This window comes from Marinobacter halophilus, assembly GCF_003007685.1.
GTDB classification, from domain to species: Bacteria; Pseudomonadota; Gammaproteobacteria; order Pseudomonadales; family Oleiphilaceae; genus Marinobacter; species Marinobacter halophilus.
The window spans coordinates 1-22148 of the sequence record NZ_PXNN01000017.1; the positions used below are offsets into that span (position 1 = coordinate 1).

The window sequence follows — 22148 nt, forward strand, 5'->3', positions numbered from 1 at the left end:
CGGTAATCCCCCCATTTTTAACGGGGTTCAAAAGTAGACCTCAGGCCAGCATGGCCAACTTCTGTTGAGGAGTAATTCCTCCGAGTCCCATATTGGGTCGTTCGTGATTGTAGTGCCAGAGCCAGCGGGTGGCATAGTCCTGAACTTCTTCGGTGCTGTCGAACAGATACTGTGCCAGCCAATCGTAACGGACCGTTCGGTTGTAGCGTTCGATGTAGGCGTTCTGCTGCGGCTTGCCCGGCTGGATAAACGCCAGTTTGATCTCTCGTTGTTCGGCCCACGCTGCCAGCTTGCCGCTGATGTACTCAGGTCCGTTGTCACAGCGGATAGAACGCGGTTTACCCCGCCATTCAATGATCTGCTCCAGTGACCGGATAACCCGCTCTGCCGGAAGCGAGAAGTCCACTTCGATGCCAAGCCCCTCGCGGTTAAAGTCATCGATCACATTCAGCAGCCGGTAACTGCGTCCGTCGTTGAGCTGGTCGTGCATGAAGTCCATCGACCAACTGTCGTTGATCATTTCCGGCACAGCCAGTGGCTCCGGCTTTTCACGAACCAGGCGTTTCTTGGGCTTGATGCGCAGATTCAGTTCCAGCTCACGGTAAATCCGATAGACCCGTTTGTGGTTCCAGGCGAAGCCCTTCACATTGCGCAGGTGCAGGAAGCACAGACCAAACCCCCAGTTACGTTGGTTGTGGGTCAATCTGATCAGCCAGTCCGCGATCTCGGCGTTTTCGCTGCTCAGCTTGGGCTGGTAGCGGTAGCAGGTCTCGCTGATGCTGAACATCCAACACGCCAGCCGAATGCTGACGCGCTTTTCATTAACGGCTTTTTGCGCCATCTCACGGCGACGAGACGGCTTTACCACTTTTTTTCGATGGCTTCCTTGAGGATGTCAGCCTTCAACCGTTCCTCGGCATACATCTTCTTGAGCCGGCGGTTTTCATCCTCCAGCTCTTTCAAGCGGGCCATCATGGACGCATCCATGCCACCGAATTTAGCCCGCCATTTGTAAAACGACGCACTGCTCATGCCATGCTCACGACACAGCTCCGGCACCGGTACACCATTCTCGGCTTGTTTCAGGATCGACAAGATCTGGCTGTCGGAAAAACGTGACTTCTTCATGCAGAATCTCCCTGCGTGTAGCTTACGGAAAATTCTACTTTTGATCACCGTTGTTTTTCGGGGGGATTACCCAACCATCCCATCAAAATCCGGACCATAAACCATTCGTGCCCGCCCTCAGTTAAACCTGTAAGCTCATAGCGAGCCAACGAGACGGAGTGTGTGGAGTGGAAAGTGTATCTGGGCCCATAACGTGGGCAGTGGCCGGTCTCTGGTCTTTTATCAGCACGCAAGGACCTGAGTTCGCGCTAAGCATGGTCGCCATACTCCTGGCAGTCTGGAGCGGTCGTCAATCCTCGCGACACTCCGCTCTCTCAGTGTTGCCGGCATTCTCAGCGTGGGCAGATTATCCGAGAGATGCCAACCGAAAATGTGAAATTCGACTGGCCAATAAAGGGTTCGGCCCTGCCATCATTGAAGACACCCTGGTCTACTACGACGGCCGAAGAAAAGAAGGTTTTCAATTTAAAAGCGTCGAAATGGCAATTGAGGACGCCTTCGGTGATTATCTTGAGAGGTGCTATCGAGTTGCAACCGGTGAAAGAGGGCATGCAATTGGTGTGGACGAGGTGATCCCTTTGGCCGGTTTTATTGTAAAGCCCGAACTCCTCAAGCTGGGCGACAAAGCTTTCGGTGATAAGCTCAAACCGATGACTGTGACAATTAAATACCGAGATATCTATCGTCGCCAATGGGTTTTCATTGTTCGGAATTTCGTTGGTTTTACCTTCAGGGTGAATAGTCCTGCCTATTATTTCTGGCACCGCTGGATGTTTAGAAGATACCTCAAATAACCCAACAGCTATCGCCATCCAACCATTGCGGTGGGCAGTTTATGGCATCACTTCACATGTACATGTACCTTTGTGAAATGATGTGGCGGAAGACGGCTGGCAGAATTGGGACTGAAACACTGAAGATGGACTATGCAGCAAGACAAAACCGAAGAAGCCCTCACCAATGTAAAGAATGCCCTCTTAGAGCTAGAGGCAACAGGCTCAACCGGTTTCGAGGGATTTCTCCAGGCTATTTTGGGCGAGCTCACTGGTATACCTTTCCGCTTGGCCGCAAGTGGACTTCAAGGGGGCGTAGATGGTGACGCTGTGTTCAAAGAGGACGCAGTTTGTTTCGAGGCAAAGCTCTACTCAGGCAAAATCCAGCGCGGCGAAGTTCTTACAAAAATTGCCGACCTTGCTCGGAAAAACATGGCCGCAGACAGGCTTTGGGTACTCGGTGCCACGATATCCATTGCGACCCAGCTTGCAAACGACATACGAGACGACGGTAACCAACACGCCATCTCAACCCTCATATTAGATTGGGGTGATAACCCCTTACCTCTGTTGGCCATTGCAATAGTCGCTGCCGCAAGGCCTTCAATCGAATTTCTATCGAAAAATGCTAAAAATATTGAGCTTGATGTTCTGAGGGACGCGTTCGAGCATATCTCAGCACATAGCGCTTTCGAACCTCTTCTAAGCAAGCTGAAGACTAACCTAAATGTCTCCATGCTAGCCGTCCAACGCTCAGAAGAACTCCATAAAGAATGGAGAGCGGGTGTATTCAACTCAGAGCAGTCAAGCAGGGAACACCTTGGACAAACACTAGCCGTCCTAGATCAAAGTGAACTATTTCCCATACGCTCACAACTCAGACAGGAACTGCAAACATACCTCAAGCCCAGCCAAGTAACAGTATTGTCTGGCGACGAAGGCCACGGAAAATCATGGCTGGCAGCACAAGTTTGTAGCGATTATGACGGAATTGCTCTGTTCGCCAGTGCGGAAAGGTTTGATGATGTTTCTACCAGAGAACTCGATGAATTACTTATTGGGCTCCTGATCGAACAAACTGGGGACAGGCCGAGCGAGAAGGTAAAAGAACGTTGGAGACGCCGATTAGCCTCTTGGAAACAACAGCCTCCCAAGTGCTCCATACTCCTGATTGTTGACGGCATAAATCAAAGAGCAAGCCTTGAGTGGGCAAAGCTGATCAGTGCTCTGCATGCAAGACTTTCAGAAATTGGTGGCTGCGTCCTCATCACCGTTCGGCCCCAATTCTGGTCAAAAATAGTGGCACCAGGGTTGTACCGGGATCACAAGGTCATACCTGTACCTGAATGGCTTCCAGAAGAGCGGGACAAGCTACTGGAGCATCATGGCATCCAGAGTAGCTGGCTCGACACAGCGACATTAAAAACGCTCAGAAATCCAAGACTTCTAGGTGTTGCTGTTAAGACACTGCCTCATGAGGACTCCACTAGCTGGAAAGGACTCACTACAGACCGATTACTGTTCGAGCACCTAAGAAGCTCCCAACGGGAAAATTTTGAGCAAGAAAATTTACTCGACTTGACTCTGCGCCTCAGTGAGCACGCAACAGAGGTTCTGGAACATGCAGTTTCGAAAGGCAGTATGAGCCACCAGTTCAAAAATGACTCAGGGGCCGTCATCGAGAGTAGATTCTTCCAGTCACTTCCCGGTCCATCAAGCAGGTATGAACTCCGGGAAGAAGGGTTAACACTGGCAATGGGTTACGCTTTAGTTGACCAATTATGGCAGACAGAATATTCCGGGGGCAGCCTAAGCGACCGTGCGTCGCGCCTGATCGATCCAATCCATGCCATGGACAGAACTGCAGATGTCCTCTTCGCAGCACTCACAATCTGTGCTTTTGATGACGTTCGGTTCAACGACAGCATTTTTGAAACATTGCTTGATTCATTCTCCAGCCTACAGAATGTCAATGATCAGCGCTTTGAAGAGTTTTTCGGAATTGTAAGAGAAAAGCCTGATTTACTGTTCAAGGTAATTCGCAACATCAGTCTCGAACCAGGTCGACGCATCAATCATGACTGGTTCATCCAAGCGTTGTTTGCTTTTTCACAAACCGACATAGGCTGGAAAACAACGGAAAACACCATCAAAGAGTGGCTTCAATGCTACAACGATGACCCTATCGAACAGACTAAGAAGTATTGGAAAAGAGATGAATCTGAATACTTGAAGCAGTTGGAGAAACGGAAACAGGAAATTGAGGAGACCCGAAGTTCGCTGTCGAAATTTGAGCAGAACCTACTTGATCAAATGGACAGGGTTTCCGGCGACCCAGACACACTTTACACCCTTGCTCTAGAGTTGCTGGCTGGCCAGCCATTGGCAGGATTTGCGGAATCGTTTGTTAAATTGGGCCTGGCATTCGGACTCAATAAGGATGTGTTTTCCGCCAGAAAAGCTTTTCAGCAACTAACTACTTTTAATCGTATTGATCGTGAACAGGCAGCAGCCTCATTCACAGAGGCTTCAAAGCCACTTAAAGCTGAAAACACATCAACTGCCGGACAATGGACACTGGTGAGGATGCTTCATGCAACCGGTGATACCGCATCCGCCGAGGAGGCGCGACAACTTGCCCAAAAAATAAGGCCCAATGCAGGTTGGTTGGGTCCCACCTCCCCGGACAAGTGGCGCGGGTCCAATCCAGCCGACCCTAAATCACCGAGGCCTGATGACCTTGATGAGGGTATTGAGAGTTTCAGCTCCATAGAAAGCGGCCAACTTTTATTAACGATGGGCCTGACGCCAGAGGACTTTCGTTTTCGCGAGTTTCTACCGATTGCTTGTCGCTTTAAGCCCGATTTGGCTGTTCAAAAAACCAGAGAGCTTTTGTCAGAGTCGCTTCTCCGCTCCGGTCTTCCTTTACGCCAACTACTACTAAATACCAATGAACACCTGCCCTTGATGACCAGGGAATTATCGGTCTCACTGATCAATCGGATAGAGAGTTCCGATCCTTTTTACTTGAACGATAAGCACGATATAGAAGTTCTGAGGATGAGTGCTTTCCAATCTTCGGCACACTGGTTAACAGCAGAAGAGCAGGTTGAATGCCTGGCTAGCCATGCTTTTGGCAGGGACTGCCTCCTCAGCACGATTCCCTTGCTCAAACCTCAAGCCGAACAGTACACCACCGAATGCCTCAAAGCCGCCTTGGAGTCACAGGATACGGACGCCATTTACGGTACCTTGATTGCTATTAAATTTGGGCAGAACTTTATTTCAGAGGAGCTTCGCGCTCACATTTTTCGATGTGCATCGTCAGAGTCTAGCTCCATCCGAACCATGGCTTTTGAAATAGCACTCGACCAGGAACTTAAAGAAATTCGACAGGCTCATGTCACGAGTAGCTGGGTCTATGAACAAAAATATACGAGGTCATTAGAGAACTGGTATGGCTCACTTCTTCTAATCAAAGCCTGCCAAATGGAGGAACTCACCCCAGATAGTTTGATCAGGCGAATCTGTCCAGAAACATGGTTCATAGCCAATAAGGAAATTGGTGGAGACGTAACAGCGATTACGGCGCCTCAGCTTTTACAATCCATTTGGAAAGCTTTAACTGATACTTTCGATCTCCCTATTCCTCCAGTCGATTTGTCCTTATCAGCCGGTCAGCGCGCCGCGTTCCCGATCCTGTCCGTCGATGAGACGAACAGGGACGATCGCCGATTCCCTCTCCCGAAGTCGCCTGAAGAGATATTCAAAGATGACGAAAAGTTTGAAGATAAACAGGATCGGCTCCACGCTGTTGCGAAAAACTTTATCCGCGAAGCAAATGCTTCAGGAAACCATCTATTGACTCAATATGTGACTATTGACGATCTAAAATCTTTGGAACTGTATGCCCCTGACATGGTGTTGGAGATAGTTGAACGACTTGAAAAACAGGAAGTCGAAAAAATTGGGTTAATCCGTAACATCGCCCTGGGCTTGGCTAATCTGTTGTCATACAAGGTGCCACAACGAGCTGCAAATCTTTTTAAGAAAATACTTCAAAGTCAAACATTCTTGTCATATGCCATTGGAGATAACCTCACATTCGAACACGAAGCTATCTGGTCGAGTAATAGCTCTGAGGAATTGAGGGCAATCTGGGCCAAACGTCTATTAATGTCCAAGGATGACAATGAGCTAGCTCAAGAGATCTTGGCTGCCGAACGTTTTGGTCGTTTTGATTTTGTTACAGAGTGCGTTGAGAAATTGGTTTCATCAAATTCGACTCTTGATCAAGCTTACGCATTAACGATCGCGGGACTGTCACGAAATCACGCCGAGTTTACTGAACTCATGCATAAATACGTAAACGATGCCGGAATCACAGGTGATGCCGCCAAACGTGCGTCCCTTGAAGCGGAAAAAGCGGCTTGGGCAGATGAATGGCTTTACAAAGCCACTTCTGCAGAGTCGATTGAAGATTTTTGGCGATCCCTGATGATCCTCAAAACATGTATGGACTTTAGGATCCCCGGAGATTCCATACAACGCAGCAAATGGAAAGCCTTTGACATCGTTTTTCGTGACATTCGAAAAGCCGCGATGAAAGAAACAGCGAAAAACAGAAGTAAAACTTTGCTAGGACAAGCGGTTCCGGATGCTCACTTCGTCAGTCGGTCTGTCGATTCGGTCGCTTGAAGCTGCTGCAAGACTCCCCCCACTGCTAAACTTCGCCCAAAGGCAGACCAGAAAGTCATCACGATCAGTAGGTAAGACGAGTCAAAATAAATGGCCATTGACACAAGGTAAACTCAACACGGATATGCTGACCTGGGCTCGGGAGCGCTCCAGCATAGACGTTCCTGATTTTGCCAGGAATGGATATCTGACCTGCATATTGGGATTTGTAACCATCCCCTAAAATCGGTGCATGGGTAATTAGAGTTTAGACTTGCGCCGATCCACTAGACACTCCTGGCCTATCATTGGACTTACCCGGTCCAGAATCCTTGCACTAGCTTTCTCGGCGCAGCAAAAGGTCCGCTTTGAGAAGAAAGCGCAGGCGTTACGCCCGAATCTGAATGTTCGCTTTGCGACCGTTTGCAGCCATTTCATGGTGGCTGTGGTTTTATTCAACCTAAGGCATATCAGTACGTCCATGACCATATTTTATCGTATATTCCCTCATGCAAATTGTCTGGTTTAAGCGCGACCTTCGGTTGCAAGATTCACGGCCCCTCTTTGAATCGCTCAAACGCTGCAACATTGAGCGTTTCGGCGTAGTCTTGCCAATTTACATTCACGAGCCAAGCCAGATTGCGCACCCGGATGTGTCCCGGCAACATCAAATGTTTGTTCGGGAAACCTTGGATGAGCTGGCGGAAGATCTTGAAGCCATAGGGGGTAGACTCGTCGAACTGTGTGGAGAAGCTCTTGAAGTCTTCAAGCGAATCCACGCCCAGCATAAAATCGCAAAGGTTTGGTCCCACCGAGAAACGACAAACCAGGCCGGTTTTACCCGCGATGTCGCTGTACGGGGCTTTTTCTCCGGGCAGGACATTCCTTTCGATGAGACGCCCCAAAACGGAATTGCTCGCGGAGCCGAAGTCCGGCAGTCTTTTCCAGACTACTTTGCTGAGACCGTTCGCAATCACACTGTTCGCGATCCTAGGGGAGTCGATCTTACAGCACGGTTTGCAACACCCCCTTTCCATTCAGTCGATCCTGCTGAAATTCCCCTGGCGGGCGGAGCGGATAAAACCTACCGGGCACGCGGAGGCAGGAAAGCTGCCGAGGCCCTGATGCAGCGATTTTTCCAGGCCAACACCATATTTGCATACCCGAAGCGCTTATCAAGCCCCAACTCTGCGTTCGATGGATGTTCCCGCCTGAGTCCCTATTTGGCGTATGGCGTCATCAGCGACGTAGAGATTTTTCAGGCGGTCGACAGGGCAGTGACGGACGCCAACGGGTCGATGCCCAAGGCAGCGTTTCATCGTTTCGAATCAGCCGCTCGGTTCTACCTAGATCGGTTGGCCTGGCGGAGGGACTACATGCAAACGTTTGAAGATCAGCCTGACCTTGAATACAAATGTATGCTGCCAGCGTGTGATGGTTTGAGGCCGCAGACATACGACCCAGAGCTGATGGCGCGCTTTGTAGCGGGAAAGACCGGTTTTCCATTTGTTGATGCGTTGATGCGTTGTTTAAGGGCGACCGGCCATGTCCACATGCGTGGCAGAGCGACACTGGCCAGCTTTGCTACGATGAATCTCTTTCTGCCGGTCTTTTCTGGTGATCAGGACGGCGTCGCGCGGTTTTTGGCTCGGCAATTTATCGATTGGGAACCTGCCGTTCATTTCCCCATTTTGCAGTTAATAAGTGGGACAACGCCTTTCGAGCGCATGATGGTCTATAACCCGATAAAGGCTGGATTTGACCACGATCCGAAGGGTGACTTCGTACGCCAATGGCTACCGGAGTTGTCCGATCTGGAAGGCGGAGCTGCTTTACAGCCAGAGTTGACCAGTTCGCACCTTTCCCAGGAAGCATTGTCTGGAGGCTACGAGCCCTATCCATCGCCCATCGTTGATGCCAAAGCGAGCGCGAGGTACGCCAAAGATCGTATCAAGCGAATCCAGTCCGGGGAACCCGCAAAGGAGGCAGTTCCTAAAACTGGCTCTCTCGTCGATCAACCATCTCTCTTTTAATTCTCAAACGTGGGCTTTGGGACTCGAATCTGAACGTTCTTTTTGGGGTTTACCCCGTTACCGCGGATATTTCTGAAAAGGCTGGATTCCTCAAAGGTAAAGCAGTTGTCTATCCGCCTGAATGTCCGCTTTGCGACCTTGTGCAGCTGAGAATCTTATATATTTCATGTGCCAAACTGGCATACAAAGTTGATTGAGGCAATTAAGTATGCCAACATGGCATACGTAGATTGAGTCCGTCGAATCACTTTTTATCAAGGAAGAGGGTTTTCTTGGGTTCCAGTCGAGCCTATCCCACCATCGGTGAAGAATATGATGAACACACAAGGTAAAGACACTCGCCTGGTGGCCCGTGTCGATGAAGAAACGCAGAGACTTATTGCTCATGCAGCAGAGTTAACGGGCCGCAGCTTGAGTCAGTTCCTGATCTACGCTGCAAAGAAAGAAGCACAAGAGGCCGAGCGTCAGGCGCTACAAATTCAGGTTTCCCGGCAAAGTGCTGATCTTATGCTGGAGCTGCTGGATAACCCTGAGCCGATTAACCCAAAGCTTCGGGAAGCTGCACTCAACCACAGGAAGTTGGCTGGTGACTTTAAGAACCGAAGAAATCAGTAAAAAGCACAATCGGCGAAAATTTGACTGTGGTAAGCCTGCACTCAACGAGTTCTTAAAGAAAATTGCCCGGCAAAGTAGCCAGAAGATGGCGACACGGACTTATGTACTGATTGAAGATGAGGGCGACCCGACGGAGATCCTGGGTTATTACACTCTTCTTCCAAGCACCGTTGTCTTCCCCCAGGGGCATCCCCTGCAAAAGCGGTTTCCGTCGGGTCCGCCGGTTTACCGGCTGGCACGGCTTGCGGTTGATAACTCTGTGAAAGGGTATGGATTAGGAGCGTACTTGCTGGTCGAGTGCCTGAGACGGGTTGTTGATGCGTCGATTTCAGTTGGTGGTATAGGCTGTGCGGTAGATGCCAAAGACGACGACTCAAAAAGATTCTACGAAAAGTTCGGGTTCGTCGCTATTGATGCCGTTGAGGGTGACGCTTTAGCTCTTTGGCTGCCTTTTGAACAATGTCTGGAAGCAGTCGAACTCTCACAGACAAGCGGACGGTAGTCGGGTTCTGCCGCGTTAATGAGGATCTTTCTAAAAAGAGGCGGAATTTCTCCCGGGGGAAGTGTTGGACTATCCGCCTGAACGTTCGCTTTCGTGGTCGATCTGAACGTCCGATTTGCGACCTTTGTACCCCTTTCGAACCTCATTTTGGGAAGCCTGAATCTTTTACTGCGAGCTTGCCACAATAAGTTACCAACTATATTGTGATGGATGTGGGCTTTATTCTCGGCGATCGCCTCAAAAGTTACCAACTTTATTTATTTCTAACGATTGCGTGGTACCAAAAAGTAACGCTTCAAAAGATGATTTGGTACCAACTTTATTATTATCCTACAGCTCCCTTGCAACATGCCAACAGAGACACCTGTGCAGTGACCAGGTTTTGGCCGTTCAGGCTTCTTGGATAGGGGCGCCGCCCGGCTTCCGGGCGACGGATACATCGGTGCGGGTCAGTCGGTGCTCAGGTCGGCCTCGACAATGAACAGTCGATTACCATCTACGGTATTGGGGTCCAGCATCTTCTGCTCCAGTTCACCACTGGTGGCCCAGGTGGCGAAGTCATCGTCATTCAGCACCCCCAGGTGCTGGTCGTCAATCACCCACAAGCCTTCCATCTTATCGTGCGGGTAGTCTACTTCGGCGACCATATCTACCACAAGGGACTTGCTGACCGGCGCGATCCCGGCGCTGGCCAGGGCACTCCAACCCTGCTCCAGAACGACCTCCTCCAGGGTCTTCCCAGACAATGTCAGGCCGAGCTCCGCATCCTGTTCAACGTCGCCACTGGCTGCAATGGTTTCCAGATTGGTCCCGGAGGCAAGATCAATGCGGTAGACCTGCTTTTGCGCATCCGGCGCTGCTGCTTCAGCACCATTGGGGCCGCCATAGAGAAAGCTGCCATCGCGTTCGATCACCAGAAACTGAGTGGCGCTCAGGGCGACAATCTCGGAGTTGGAGTTCTGGGTCTTTTCCTGGCGGTAGAGGTACTGCCCGATGTCGCCGGACTTCAGGTTAACGGTCACGATGCGGGTAATGTCCAGGTCCTTCACGGCACTGCTGGGGTTATACATGGTGGACTGCATGATGCCCACCAGGGTTTTCTCATCCGGCGTAACGGCCAGTCCCTCCATTCCCCGATTGGCGCGACGGTTGCCGAATTCGGCCGGCAGAGTCAGGTCAACCCGATCATCGTTGGTAAAGGCGTTAATGCGACCGATCTCCCGGCCCTCGGCATCAAAATGAACAATATGGGGGCCATACTCATCGCTGACCCAGAAGGTACCGTCCGACAGGGCCACCAGACCCTCCCCGTCCAGACCATAGTCGTCAAGCGCAAACGGATTGGTGGTTTCATCGTAGGGCTGGCTGTCATTCTCAAGAATGGGCTGGCCGTCGGCGTGGTACGGCGTTTCACCGGTTCCACCCAGGGCGGAACTGTTGGGCAGGCCGGTGATCGGGGACCCATCGGGGCGCTTCAGCAGGATCGTATCAACTTGCTCAATTATACCGTCCGCCTGTACCTCGAACAGCGCAATGCGTGGGGTGTAGTCCGGTGTCGGGAATATTTTGCCTTTACCATGGTCGCCTGTGAACTTGGCATTGGGGCCCCGATCGGTCAGGGCATAAAAACGGTTCGAGTCCGAAGGGTGGGCTGTCATCGCCGAACCGAAACCGCCATTACGAATCTCAAAAATCTGCTGGGACTTGCCGTCAATTAGGTCATTCCTCAACACGTTATAGGGCAGGGACACACCTTCCGCCGGATAACTGTCAAACACGGAACTGCTGGCGTTGTCGGTGTCATCGTCGCTGTCGCTGCAACCTACCAGCATGGAAGATGCCACCAGAGATGCCAGAAGCAGTTTATGTTTATTCATCGACTTCATTATCTATTTCCTTTATCGCGTAAAGATTACAACACAGTGCCCAGCCCCCCCGGGACCGTGTATCACTGGCAGAATGCAGGATTAAAGCCGTAGACGAAGGCCGTCTTGGTCTGAGAATCGGGGGCGACCCATGGGGACAAGGATTTGAGCACCTCAAAGGACCGGGCCGCCCGATTAACCACCTTGCGCGTGTAATCAGCGGATCCATCCTCATAACGGAATGACAGTTCGGCAACCAGCGGCGACTGGGCGCCCAACGGCACCCCCTGATACCAGAGGGTCACGCTGATCTCGGCATCGTGCTGGCCCAAGTCGATCTCCACTCCACGGTAGACATGTTCACGAATCACCAGGTTGCCTACCAGTGAAAGGGCCTGGCCATCCGGGAGTCCATAATCATCCTCAAAGCCGGGAAAATGATGATTAATGTCCTTTATCTCGTTCAGGTTCCGCGAATTGGGAGCCTTGGTGGAGTGGCTGTACACCACCTTGAAAGGCTCGGTGGAGGTGGCCCCTATATCGGATTCTAGCTTGGTCTCGGCACCGGAGGTGGACGACGATACGTCTTCAAAGTCTGAAATATAGCGGTCACGACTGCGGAACTTGAGGGTGACTTCCGACTGGCCGCTTTCCACCCGATCGCGGAAGGAATAGCCCATTTGGCGGAGCTGACAGGAGCCCTGAACGTCAAAGAAGCGCACGTCCCGCTGCTTGGCCAGGTAGGCACCGCCAGAGACATCACGGGCAATAGCCAACTCGATTTCGGTCTCGGCCAGTGCCAGCAGCTGCCCTACCGACACCGCTTCGTTCTGGTAGGTAAACTGGCTGGCATCCAGCATCATCTTGTACTCGCGGGAAATGACATCGGGGTTGGCCTTCACCATTGTACTTAGCAGGATGGCGACAATCAGGACCATGGGGCGGCGACAGGCTGTCATAACTTATTTTCCCTAATATGTAACCAGGCCAACAACCTGCCAGAACACTAATCTAGCGAACAAACATGACAGGCCCGTTACCGTTGTATGACGACTTCATGATCACTTCATGACACACCTTGAGACACACCGACATGGATACTACCGCTACGGCCACCCGCTGCAGGGAGCCTACGTGTTGCTCATCGGACGAGTTGATTAAGCCAACGGACAATGGCGCTCTCAGTCACACCTAATGACATTCTGGCCTGGGGAATGGTGTAACCTTGATCCAGCACCAGGCATGGCTGCATGCGTTGGTACTCTCGTGTGACGAAAAGAGTCAGGTACAAGCGTTGGACCTGACTCAGCCGGGCCTCCCCCTGACGAAGGGACGAGTACAAACCATGACTCATGATTACAAGCGTCATGGCACAACCACTTTGTTTGCCGCACTCAATGTGTTGGACGGGACAGTGATCGGGCAATGCCAGCAAAGTAAAAGTGACGCAGTCAAATTTCTGCAATGATAAAGCGCGCTGCCTAATTGCTCTTATTTGAGAACGGGGTAAGGTGATTCGGGTAATTTACCGCTGGCAAATAGAGGAAGATGACTTCGCAAACTTCCAAGAGGTGTGGAGCCGCACCACGAATCACATACATGAGACTGTGGCGGGAGCGTTGGGAAGCTTTATGCTTCGTAGCCCAGAAGATCCGACTGAAATTCTGACAGTGGCAAAGTGGGATTCAGTAGAGAACTGGAAGACATTCTGGGTGGCGGATAATCCGTCCGAGATGAAGGGGATGCGGGAGATAGCTCAGCGGATTTCCGTGACCGTATACGATGAAGTTGACGACTTTACGCGGAGTCACGCAGAGTAGCTCGGCGGGATCGTTTACGTGCCATATAACCAGTGGCTGTTGTCGGACGCAGCAACGCTGGCGCTTCGGTGCACCGCAAAGCCAAGGCGTTATCGCACCATCTGAATGTTCGCTTTGCGACCAAGTTAAGATTACCAGCGAATTTGTCGGCTTAAATATCGTAGAGCGGCTGTGCCACAGAGATGGTGGGCTGAAAACCGTGCAAAGGTCACGTTAATGGGTGGTGATGCATCTGTAGTGGTTCAATGGTTCCAGCAACCAACGTAAGTGGTAATCCCGTCATCAACTCAGTCGTCTGTGGAAACGGGGCAGTGCCCAAGTGATGTTCAGTTTGGTAACTCTGGTATCTATGACGCCGATGATGGCATGGTACAGATTAAGTTCTGGGGGAGACTTTCGTTGGCTGAAGAAACGTACCGCTATCAGCAGCTGGAACAGTGGCTACAGCAGGGCATCTCTGATGGGAGGTGGAAGGTAGGCGACCGCCTGCCATCCATTCGCGAGATCTGTGCTCAGCAGGGCCTGTCAAAGGCGACGGTTCAGCATGCCCTTCAGCGACTTGAGGCCCAGGGGCTGCTGGAAGTCCGGCCCAAGGCTGGACATTTTGTCACTCTGGTGCCCACAGCCACTGAACCACCCCGGGTGACATCCCAAATCGATGTGCCGCGCCCCGTCAACGTCAGTGATTTGTTGTTGGATATTATGGGCCGAAGCGCCGCCTTTGATCTTCTGCCGGAGTTGCATGCCGGCGATCTGCCACCTGGCATTATTGCTCTTAACCGGTCTATTGGAAGAGCGCTCCGACGGCAGCGTGGTGCCGACTTCCAGTATTACGACAAGCCAGCCGGCGACTTTGCGTTGCGGGAGCAGCTTGGGCTTCTTTTGGCCAAAAGAGGGTGGCCGGCCACAACCGACGGGTTATGCATAACCTCTGGCTGTCAGCATGCCCTTTTCCTGGCGCTCATGGCCTGCTGTCAGCGGGGGGACGTCGTCGCTGTGGAATCACCGGGTTTTTACGGCGTGTTGCAGTTGCTGGAACAACTCGGTTTGCAGGTCATGGAAATACCAACCTCCACGGCAACCGGAATGGACATGGAGGCCCTAGAAGAAGCGCTGGGACGCTGGGATATTCAGGCTTGCATCGTGTCACCGGCGTTCGCGACACCTGGTGGTGCGTTGATGTCCGATGCTTCTCGGCGGCGGCTAATGGTATTGGCGGAAGAATATGATCTGGCCGTTATCGAGGACGATATATACGCGGAATCAGGATTTTCACAGGTACCCGACACGCTCAAGGCCCTGGATGACACGGATCGGGTCATTCACTGCAGCTCGTTTTCCAAGGTGTTGTCCAGGGATCTGCGCCTGGGCTGGATTTCAGGGGGGCGCTGGCATCAAAGGATACTGCACCTGAAGATGGTAACTCAGCTGGCGAGCAGTCGTTATTTGCAGCAAGGCGTTGCCGAGTATATGAAAGACGGGGAGCTGTCCGCGCACTTGCGCCGGCAACGGAAATTGCTGAGGGCGCAGCGTGATCGGTTGCTGGCCTCCCTGCAGGCCTGGCCGGTCCCGGTAAGAGTGACGGCGCCCCAGGGCGGCCTGGCGGTCTGGCTGGAACTTCCTGCAACGGTCGATACCCTGGCGGCCTACCGTAAGGCGCTTGATGCAGGGGTTGTGATCACCCCTGGCCCGCTTTTTTCTGCTTCAGGCGAGTACGCCAACTGCCTGAGGATCAGTTTTTCTCATCCTTGGGACGAGCGGCGTATCCGCGCCCTGAACCAGCTGCCAGAATTACTGAATCTTACCTGACTGCCCATCTGTCCCTATTTAAAATTAAAAATTTGAGCCTGCACCGATCCGGCGGAACTGGATAACCTCACTTTTAAACAGAACGAGTGTGGGTGAGTGATGAGCCAGAATATACCGCTTCGCAATATCGATACTAATCCTGAAAGCTCCCGGCTCATGGATAAAATTCATACACGCAGTTTCAAGGGCTATTTCAGGCGCTTGAGAATTCTTGGCGGAGCACTTCTATTTACACTGTATTTTGGAACCGTCTGGCTGACCTGGGGCGACCGCCAGGCGGTCTTCTGGGACCTTTCTGAAAAGCAATTCCATATATTTGGCAGTACCTTCTGGCCTCAGGATCTGGTTCTCCTGTCCGCAATCCTGATCATCTGTGCATTCGGGTTGTTCTTTTTAACCGTGCTGGCCGGGCGGGTCTGGTGCGGATATACCTGTCCCCAGAGTGTGTGGACTTGGATTTTCATGTGGGCCGAGAAGGTTACCGAGGGTGACCGTAATCAGCGCATAAAGCTCGACCGGGCTCCGATGACTGCCGGCAAGTTTCTCAAGCGCACCCAGAAGCATACCCTGTGGTTGCTGATCAGCCTGGCAACGGCGGTCACTTTCGTTGGTTACTTTACGCCCATCCGAGAACTGGTCTCCAACCTGGTTACCCTGGAAGTGGGAAAGATGGCGCTTTTCTGGGTTTTTTTCTTTACGGCGGCAACCTACATCAACGCAGGATGGCTCCGTGAAAAGGTGTGCCTGCATATGTGCCCCTATGGCCGTTTCCAGTCGTCCATGCTGGATCAGGACTCATTGGTCATTACTTATGATGCAGCGCGGGGCGAGTCCAGGGGGCCTCGAAAGAAAGGTGCGGATTATAAGTCCGACGGGCTGGGTGACTGTATCGACTGCCAGATGTGCGTTCAGGTGTGCCCTACAGGTATCGATATTCGTGACGGTCTGCAAATGGAGTGCATCGGGTGTGCGGCCTGTATCGATGCCTGTGACTCTGTCATGGACAAAATGGGCTACAGCACAGGACTGATTCGCTACACCAGTGAAAGGGCGTTGGAGGGCCGTGATCTGCGTATTGTCAGGCCGAGAATGCTCGGTTATGCCGTCGTTCTGTTCGCTATGTTTGCAACTTTTTCCTGGGCTATCGTCTCCAGACCAATGCTGACTCTTGATATCGAGAAAGACCGTGGCTTGTTTCGATACAACGCGGAAGGCCATATTGAAAACAGTTATGTATTGAAGATTCTCAACAAGAGCCAACAAAGTCAGAGTTATGAAATTGGTGTGTCTGGAGTGGACGGCTTGCACCTGAGCTCTGCAGCTACAGGAACTGTGGGGGCAGGAGAGAGGGTCGAGCTGCCAGTTTCCGTATCCGTTCCACCTGAATCCCTTGGGAGTGAGGTCAGTACACTCAACTTCCATCTCCAATCAGTGGAAGATCCTGCAATGAAACTTGTCGAAAACAGTAAGTTCACGGGGACAATACGATGACTGACAAGAATCATGGGTCAAGCAAAAGCGTAAGATTTCTGAACCTTATGCAAAGCATCCTTGGAGCAGCGTTGGGTGTCCAGTCCAGCCGCCGCCATGAGGAGGATTTTAATAGCAGTAGCCCGCTTCCCTATATTCTGGGAGGGCTCCTGTTCACGGCTTCCTTTGTTGGAGTTCTACTTCTTGTTGTGCATTTAGTGCTTGATGGAGTTTGATCAATAATCCCACAACGGCTGGACTGGACTTCCTCCGATACGCATGACACACCCCAGCCTCAAACGGAGGTTGGCTCTGAATGTCCGCTTTGCGACCGTAGGAAACACCAGCAGACGCATACCAGAGATGCGATGACGGTATCAGGTTAACAGTCGTTGGTGACATAGGTGACTGTCGGAGGTGCGCCTGGAGAAGCCGCGTGGTCGTAACGAAGATAACAATTGGTGTCTTCTATCGCATTGCGGTTGACCTTACCTCCTGATGAACCCTGAATTGATGCAGTAGTAATCACAACGAAGGATGCAGGAGGTGCGTTTGTACCCCATGCAAGATCGATAGTAGAATTACTATCCATGGCTTTAAAAACGTTGTTCGGATCACGAAAGCCGCTTGGCGCCCGGCTGGCTGCCGGATAACCATATCGAAGCTCTATATCGTCAACGCCATCTCCATCCAGATCAATCGTTGAGTTTGGCTCACCTTGAACTCCCAGCACTAGCGCTTTGGTATGAACTATGTTGGCAGCTGATAATACGGCTGCCCCAATTGACTCAAGCACCGATATGTTGGCTGCGGTTGTCAGGTTCGCATACCTTGGCAGGGAAAAAGCAGCAAGAATTCCTAGAAGCACGATAACCACGACGAGCTCAATCAATGTAAAGCCAGATGGCTTCGATGGGGCATGTCTGTTATCTCGCATAATGTTTTATTGACCGATTCTAGGTGGAGAAGATAGTTCCGCCGCTTGGTCGCCAGAATAGCTCGGACCTTTTGAACGAGCAATGATCGGACTAACGTTGCCCGAGACGGTGGTGAAGGCTCGAAAGGTGCAAGCATCTAACTTCTGCGATCAGTATTCACCCACCGCCGAATCCAATCCAAAGCACCTTCCGAAGGGCTGGAATTACACACCCCACGAACCTCGCCAAGCACCCACGTCTTGTTATGACACTCAAGCGAGATCGTTAAACGCTCCGGGTGGATCATCCGGTAAATGAACACTTCCCCGAGCGCAACCGGAACATCATAGCTGCCTACGCAATGGCGCATGGTTGCGCCTTCTTCCAACAGCTCCAGCCAGGAGCACAAAGGCTCGAGACCGTCGATTGGGACGAGGGGCGGCTTTGGATAGTCGCCGTGTTCCTCAGAAAGCTCCTTCGCCAGGTCTTGGCGCTTCTCTTCAGAGTTTCGGCTGTTCGCCCTGTTGAACCGTTCAACCAGACGGTCATGCTGGGCCTGAAGAGCTTCTCTGGAATGGATGCCTGCAAGAACCTGCTCATTCCGGCCGGCCATGGCCAAGGTGTCCCGAATCATCCGGCACAGCCAGGACATCTCCACTGCCGAGGTGTGCTCGTCTACCAGGTTTAATAGCCCAGGCCACAGTGGCCCGCGGATGCGGTTAAGTAGCCGAATGTGGTTCAGATGAAGATAAGGGTGGTGCCGCATCAGGGCTAAGTATTCCTGGTTCTGAAGGGCGGTATGAATATCCTCCAGCTCCCAGGGTAATAGCGAGGACAAGGCGAGGCGGCGTACCAATCGAACGAGGGATTTGCTGGCGGGCATTAAAGCGGCCACTGCTGAGACAGACTCCGGCAGCGCATCGCAGAGACGCCGACCTGCATCATCTTCTAGTGTAAACAGAGGTAATGCCGGCGGCTCCAGAAATAGCCCTTCGGCAATCCGGCCCTCATCGTTATAGCTGACCCAGTGCAGGGGATGTCTGGAATCCCAGCTATACACTTCAACCCGGATCGGGTAATGAAGTATCTGACCCAGGTCATACTGGTCCGCCATTTGAAAAGTAGCCAGACCAGAGATTAATGGACTGAAAGCGCAGACTTTGAGTTACGGATACGTTTTTGAACCTGGAGTCGAGCCTGATCGGGAGGTAGCGACTCCAGCGCAAAGGTCAATGCAGACCAGACCAATGCTAGCAGCACGGTTTGAAGTGGAATGCTACCGTCGGCGGGTAGTATCTGATCATCCGCCAATATAGCGCTAATTGCCTGAATAAGTTCCTGTGAGTGTCGGTGATTTTTCGGTGGTTCTTCACAGCCAGAGAGGTGGCCTGAGGTCATGGACTCAAAGCAAAGCGTGTCGACTGCACGAGCACACTCTACTCGATAGGGCTCGTGAGACGAGCTGTCGATGATCTCGCTTAACGTATCGCAAAGGGCCAGGGCAACGGCAAAACCAGAGTATGGTTCTGAAGCGGCACCCTGCAGACGACCTCTCTGGCGAAATTGTTCTATCCGTTTCGAAATTGATGTGCCGTAGCGAGCGATGTCATCCACCATGTCTACGCCACTGTCATCGAAGGGTTTGTATATCAGGCTCATGTGGCGGCTCTTAAAGTAGTCTGGCAATTCGAACAGCCGCTCGGGACCCAGCGCCGACGAGTGTCGCCCATAGCCGCAGTGGTGTACTGAGTTCGTTTGACCGCCTTTGTCTCGCTTCATCGCGATGGTGAACCTCATCAAGCCGGCATTGTTCAAAGCCTGCCAATATCGCCTTCTCAGAATCACGCAGAACGTGGGTCGCCAGCGTCTGAATTTGTTCTTGGTAATGCTGGTCTACAAAGGTCTCTACGGCTTCAATGGTGGCAAAAACCGCCTGCCTTCCTGAGATCGCCGGCAAGAAACCAGTCAGAAAGCCCGCGATTCGCCAAAGTGGCAACATAAAGCTGGGTCGGTAGCAGCACTGGAGCTCCTCGAAGAAGCGAAGGTGCTGGCGTTCCGCAGCCAAGTGCTCCCGGGCAAAGGTAAGCAGCTCACCTGTGGGGCGTGTTGCCAGAATGCCCCGATAAATCCAGACTGCGCCGGTCTCTCCAGCATGGCTGCACCGCAATTCTTGCTCGAACTGCTTGCTCACTCCGGCTAGCGTTAGTTGGTCTTTGTGTATCGAATCGATCTGCAATTCAGGCACCTTCCACTGCGCGTTGATCTGTTGGAAGGTTGTACGAGCAAAAAGACCTATGGTTCTTATCAACTTCTCACCAAACCGCCATCAACAATAAGATTTTTGCCTCGGGACCGAGCGCGCCTAAGGTGAGGTGAGGCAAATTCGACCGCAGGTACATCCGCCGTGTTTGAATCTGGAAAAATGTGCCCAGGACATACTCATGGCCACCTCAGTGGTGGAGTCACAGCACTTAGCCCGGCGCAGTTGGATTGCTTTAAAAGAGAACCCAATTCTGCATTCTGAGAAGAAACTTACCAGCCTGACGCCCAGACACAAACAGGCTCACTGACACCAAATGCCGGATGTCCAGTGGTTCCGCGTCCGTCACTGTTTGGCCCCGCCAGGTGGGGATGAAATTGCTGAAGGGAAGCTGTATCCGGCTCCATTGTTCTGTACCCGGTGTAAAGCTGTGCTGGTATACGACGCTGCGCCGGTCGGTGCTGTTTCGAAGTCCGATCTTGTAGGTTTTACCATCACTAAGCGCGAGTAGCTCAATACCTTTCCAGCGGGATGCATCGAGGGGTTTCGGCAGATCTGCTTTGGCAGAGGCAAAGCCGCCCCCGTTATCGAGTCGCACCGTGCCGTAAAATTGACCGTAACCCTCCTCGGAGCCGACAACCGTTCCGTCAGATTGCCCGCCCATCACGTTATCACCAATGGATTCCCACCTTAACTCGTGGCTATTGCGACCGAACACGACCAGTGGCTGGGAGTGGTCTTGGCCAAAACGCTTGGGAGTATTAGCTGTATCCATGCATTGACCTTCATGAGCTTTGTACGGCCTGATGCTACCATATTTTTCAAAAACAACTCGCCGATCAAACAAGTCCCATTGAGATTGCTTCGCGCTCTAACGCCTCCCTGAATTCCGGGGCGGCGATATCGATCAGTGCCCGGGCTCGCTGGGGAATCGAAAGCCCTTTGAGATTCACGCAGCCGTGCTCAGTCACGACAAAATGCACATCATTTCTGGGGTCCGTCACTGTTCCGCCCAGAAGCCGGGGCACGATTCGACTGACTTTGTCAGACTGGGCCGTCGACCGAAGAGCCACAAACGATCGACCGTTCCGGGCAGAATAGGCTCCTCGCACGAAATCCAGTTGGCCGCCACTCCCTGAAAACGGCCGATCGCCCAACTGCTCGGAGTTGATCTGGCCCGTCAGGTCTATCTCCAGTGCCGAGTTCACTGAGACCATGTTGTCATTGAGTCGAATGATGTCGGGATTGTTCACCCAGGAGGCGGGGTAGCCGACAATCGAGGGGTTATCGTCCAGGAAATCGTAGAGCGCCCGGTCTCCGAGAGCAAAGGTGAACACGTGCTTGTGCTGCATCCAGGTCTTGCGTCGGCCGTTCATTACTCCGGACTGGATCAGCGGCATCATGGCCGGAGAAAACAGCTCGCTGTGCAAGCCGAGATTCTGGTGGTTTGTCAGCCCAGCAAGTACCGCGTTGGGAACACCGCCAACACCTATTTGCAGTGTATCGCCATCATTAATTCGTTGGACAATCTGCTCGGCAATCTTCATGTCCACTGCGGTAGGCGGGTTAGGGATGGCCTCGATCAGCGGCTCGTCATGTTCCACCAGGTGATCGATTTCGGAGATGTGAACGGAGCATTCGCCGAACGTCCTGGGCATGTAACGATTGACTTCAACGATGACCTTTTTTGCTTTCCGGATAACGGACGCGCCATAGTCGGCATTGGTGCCGAGGCTGAAGTAGCCATGGCGATCCATGGGTGACACCGTCACGAAAAAGCACTCAGGGTCAATGTGCTCGGTTAGCAGGCGGCCGGCCTGGTGCAACATAGCGGGTACAAACTCTATCCAGCTTTGGGAACCGGATTGAGCAATGGCAGCCCTGTCGGAATGGCTCAGAAACAGAGGGCGAGGAATAACGCGGTCAGACAGTTCCGGAACCAGCAGGCTTCGCCGCAGGCTCTCTGTGCCATGCAGGTAATAGATTGCTAGAGGGCCAATAAGTCTGTCTTTCAAGGCGTCTGCGGTTGCTGCCATGAGTGCCGGCGGTTGTGCTGCGCTCATGCCGAGAATCAGATTCTTGCAACCGGCAATCGTCTGGACCGCTTCGTGGGGGAGCAGTCGCCGTTGCAGGTAAAGTGCTTTGAGACCCGGGTCTACCTCATCCATTTCCATCACCTGATGTTCAGTGTTTAACGTAAGATGATAATGCTGGAAATGTGTGACCATCAGGTGAACAAATTTTCCGCTCAAAGCTGCATTTAGAAAGCTGTTCTCCAG

General features: G+C 52.2%; 18 protein-coding genes and 1 pseudogene. 10 read left to right on the top strand and 9 right to left on the bottom strand.

The window, feature by feature from the left end; translation table 11 throughout:
• Nucleotides 1-40 precede the first annotated feature (40 nt).
• Nucleotides 41-1128, bottom strand: a protein-coding gene (locus C7H08_RS13905) for an IS3 family transposase (RefSeq protein WP_106672347.1) whose coding sequence is annotated in 2 segments (ribosomal slippage) — nucleotides 41-876 and nucleotides 876-1128 — 1089 coding nt in all. Because the reading frame shifts where the segments join, the coding sequence is not laid out codon by codon here.
• A 167-nt stretch (nucleotides 1129-1295) separates the two neighbouring features.
• Here C7H08_RS13905 and C7H08_RS13910 point away from each other — a divergent pair.
• The 5 genes from C7H08_RS13910 to C7H08_RS13930 all read left to right on the top strand — a co-directional run bounded on the left by C7H08_RS13910 (nucleotide 1296) and on the right by C7H08_RS13930 (nucleotide 9728).
• Nucleotides 1296-1922: a hypothetical protein gene (locus C7H08_RS13910; RefSeq protein WP_133169835.1), complete on the top strand. Its 627-nt coding sequence runs from the start codon at nucleotides 1296-1298 to the stop codon at nucleotides 1920-1922.
• A 132-nt stretch (nucleotides 1923-2054) separates the two neighbouring features.
• Nucleotides 2055-6599: a hypothetical protein gene (locus C7H08_RS13915; RefSeq protein WP_106672858.1), complete on the top strand. Its 4545-nt coding sequence runs from the start codon at nucleotides 2055-2057 to the stop codon at nucleotides 6597-6599.
• Nucleotides 6600-7087: 488 nt separating this feature from the next.
• Nucleotides 7088-8611, top strand: a complete 1524-nt coding sequence (locus C7H08_RS13920; RefSeq protein WP_106672859.1) for an FAD-binding domain-containing protein — start codon at nucleotides 7088-7090, stop codon at nucleotides 8609-8611.
• 312 nt (nucleotides 8612-8923) lie between these two features.
• Nucleotides 8924-9226 (top strand): type II toxin-antitoxin system TacA family antitoxin, encoded by a 303-nt coding sequence (locus C7H08_RS13925; protein WP_106672860.1) that lies wholly within the window; start codon nucleotides 8924-8926, stop codon nucleotides 9224-9226.
• The gene (locus tag C7H08_RS13930) at nucleotides 9198-9728 is read left to right on the top strand and encodes a GNAT family N-acetyltransferase (protein WP_106672861.1); all 531 of its coding nucleotides are present in this window, start codon (nucleotides 9198-9200) and stop codon (nucleotides 9726-9728) included. Before C7H08_RS13925 ends, C7H08_RS13930 begins: the two co-directional genes overlap by 29 nt.
• A 449-nt stretch (nucleotides 9729-10177) precedes the next feature.
• Here C7H08_RS13930 and C7H08_RS13935 read toward each other — a convergent pair whose 3' ends face one another.
• Nucleotides 10178-11614 carry an esterase-like activity of phytase family protein gene (locus tag C7H08_RS13935; RefSeq protein WP_207768324.1) on the bottom strand — a complete coding sequence of 479 codons (1437 nt, stop codon included), beginning with the start codon at nucleotides 11612-11614 and terminating at the stop codon, nucleotides 10178-10180.
• Between the two features lie 62 nt (nucleotides 11615-11676).
• A complete protein-coding gene (locus tag C7H08_RS13940) occupies nucleotides 11677-12552 on the bottom strand; it encodes a hypothetical protein (protein WP_207768325.1) in 876 nt (291 codons plus the stop codon).
• A gap of 290 nt (nucleotides 12553-12842) precedes the next feature.
• Here C7H08_RS13940 and C7H08_RS13945 point away from each other — a divergent pair.
• The 5 genes and pseudogenes from C7H08_RS13945 to C7H08_RS13965 all read left to right on the top strand — a co-directional run.
• A pseudogene (locus C7H08_RS13945) lies at nucleotides 12843-13028 on the top strand (IS630 family transposase); the annotation flags it as partial.
• A 76-nt stretch (nucleotides 13029-13104) separates the two neighbouring features.
• Nucleotides 13105-13413, top strand: coding sequence for an antibiotic biosynthesis monooxygenase family protein (locus C7H08_RS13950; protein WP_106672862.1), 309 nt, complete (start codon nucleotides 13105-13107; stop codon nucleotides 13411-13413).
• Between the two features lie 399 nt (nucleotides 13414-13812).
• Nucleotides 13813-15222 (top strand): aminotransferase-like domain-containing protein, encoded by a 1410-nt coding sequence (locus tag C7H08_RS13955; protein WP_227663275.1) that lies wholly within the window; start codon nucleotides 13813-13815, stop codon nucleotides 15220-15222.
• Between the two features lie 99 nt (nucleotides 15223-15321).
• Nucleotides 15322-16713, top strand: a complete 1392-nt coding sequence (gene ccoG / locus C7H08_RS13960; RefSeq protein ID WP_106672863.1) for a cytochrome c oxidase accessory protein CcoG — start codon at nucleotides 15322-15324, stop codon at nucleotides 16711-16713.
• Nucleotides 16714-16760: 47 nt separating this feature from the next.
• Nucleotides 16761-16928 (top strand): DUF2970 domain-containing protein, encoded by a 168-nt coding sequence (locus C7H08_RS13965; protein ID WP_227663335.1) that lies wholly within the window; start codon nucleotides 16761-16763, stop codon nucleotides 16926-16928.
• 146 nt (nucleotides 16929-17074) lie between these two features.
• On the opposite strand, the gene C7H08_RS18495 is transcribed toward C7H08_RS13965, so the two are convergent.
• From C7H08_RS18495 to C7H08_RS13995, 6 genes are all read right to left on the bottom strand, one after another.
• Entirely contained in the window at nucleotides 17075-17584 is a 510-nt protein-coding gene (locus C7H08_RS18495) for a type II secretion system protein (protein ID WP_165793970.1), read from the bottom strand.
• Between the two features lie 182 nt (nucleotides 17585-17766).
• On the bottom strand, nucleotides 17767-18723 hold the full coding sequence (locus C7H08_RS13975) for a PcfJ domain-containing protein (RefSeq protein WP_106672866.1): 957 nt from the start codon (nucleotides 18721-18723) through the stop codon (nucleotides 17767-17769).
• 23 nt (nucleotides 18724-18746) lie between these two features.
• Complete coding sequence (locus C7H08_RS13980; RefSeq protein WP_106672867.1) at nucleotides 18747-19268, bottom strand: hypothetical protein; 522 nt, start codon at nucleotides 19266-19268, stop codon at nucleotides 18747-18749.
• Nucleotides 19269-19278: 10 nt separating this feature from the next.
• Nucleotides 19279-19800, bottom strand: coding sequence for a demethoxyubiquinone hydroxylase family protein (locus tag C7H08_RS13985; RefSeq protein WP_227663276.1), 522 nt, complete (start codon nucleotides 19798-19800; stop codon nucleotides 19279-19281).
• A 304-nt stretch (nucleotides 19801-20104) separates the two neighbouring features.
• A complete protein-coding gene (locus tag C7H08_RS13990) occupies nucleotides 20105-20644 on the bottom strand; it encodes a CIA30 family protein (protein ID WP_106672868.1) in 540 nt (179 codons plus the stop codon).
• Nucleotides 20645-20708: 64 nt separating this feature from the next.
• Entirely contained in the window at nucleotides 20709-22037 is a 1329-nt protein-coding gene (locus C7H08_RS13995) for an acetyl-CoA hydrolase/transferase family protein (protein ID WP_106673592.1), read from the bottom strand.
• Nucleotides 22038-22148: the final 111 nt, after the last annotated feature.

Bases quoted from the DNA above. Each gene is read 5' to 3' on its own strand.
- C7H08_RS13915 (WP_106672858.1), top strand. From the start codon at position 2,055: ATGCAGCAAGACAAAACCGAAGAAGCCCTCACCAATGTAAAGAATGCC.
- C7H08_RS13920 (WP_106672859.1), top strand. From the start codon at position 7,088: ATGCAAATTGTCTGGTTTAAGCGCGACCTTCGGTTGCAAGATTCACGG.
- C7H08_RS13925 (WP_106672860.1), top strand. From the start codon at position 8,924: ATGATGAACACACAAGGTAAAGACACTCGCCTGGTGGCCCGTGTCGAT.
- C7H08_RS13935 (WP_207768324.1), bottom strand. From the start codon at position 11,614: ATGAAGTCGATGAATAAACATAAACTGCTTCTGGCATCTCTGGTGGCA.
- C7H08_RS13940 (WP_207768325.1), bottom strand. From the start codon at position 12,552: ATGACAGCCTGTCGCCGCCCCATGGTCCTGATTGTCGCCATCCTGCTA.
- ccoG (WP_106672863.1), top strand. From the start codon at position 15,322: ATGAGCCAGAATATACCGCTTCGCAATATCGATACTAATCCTGAAAGC.
- C7H08_RS13965 (WP_227663335.1), top strand. From the start codon at position 16,761: ATGCAAAGCATCCTTGGAGCAGCGTTGGGTGTCCAGTCCAGCCGCCGC.
- C7H08_RS13975 (WP_106672866.1), bottom strand. From the start codon at position 18,723: ATGGCGGACCAGTATGACCTGGGTCAGATACTTCATTACCCGATCCGG.
- C7H08_RS13980 (WP_106672867.1), bottom strand. From the start codon at position 19,268: ATGAGCCTGATATACAAACCCTTCGATGACAGTGGCGTAGACATGGTG.
- C7H08_RS13990 (WP_106672868.1), bottom strand. From the start codon at position 20,644: ATGGATACAGCTAATACTCCCAAGCGTTTTGGCCAAGACCACTCCCAG.
- C7H08_RS13995 (WP_106673592.1), bottom strand. From the start codon at position 22,037: ATGGATGAGGTAGACCCGGGTCTCAAAGCACTTTACCTGCAACGGCGA.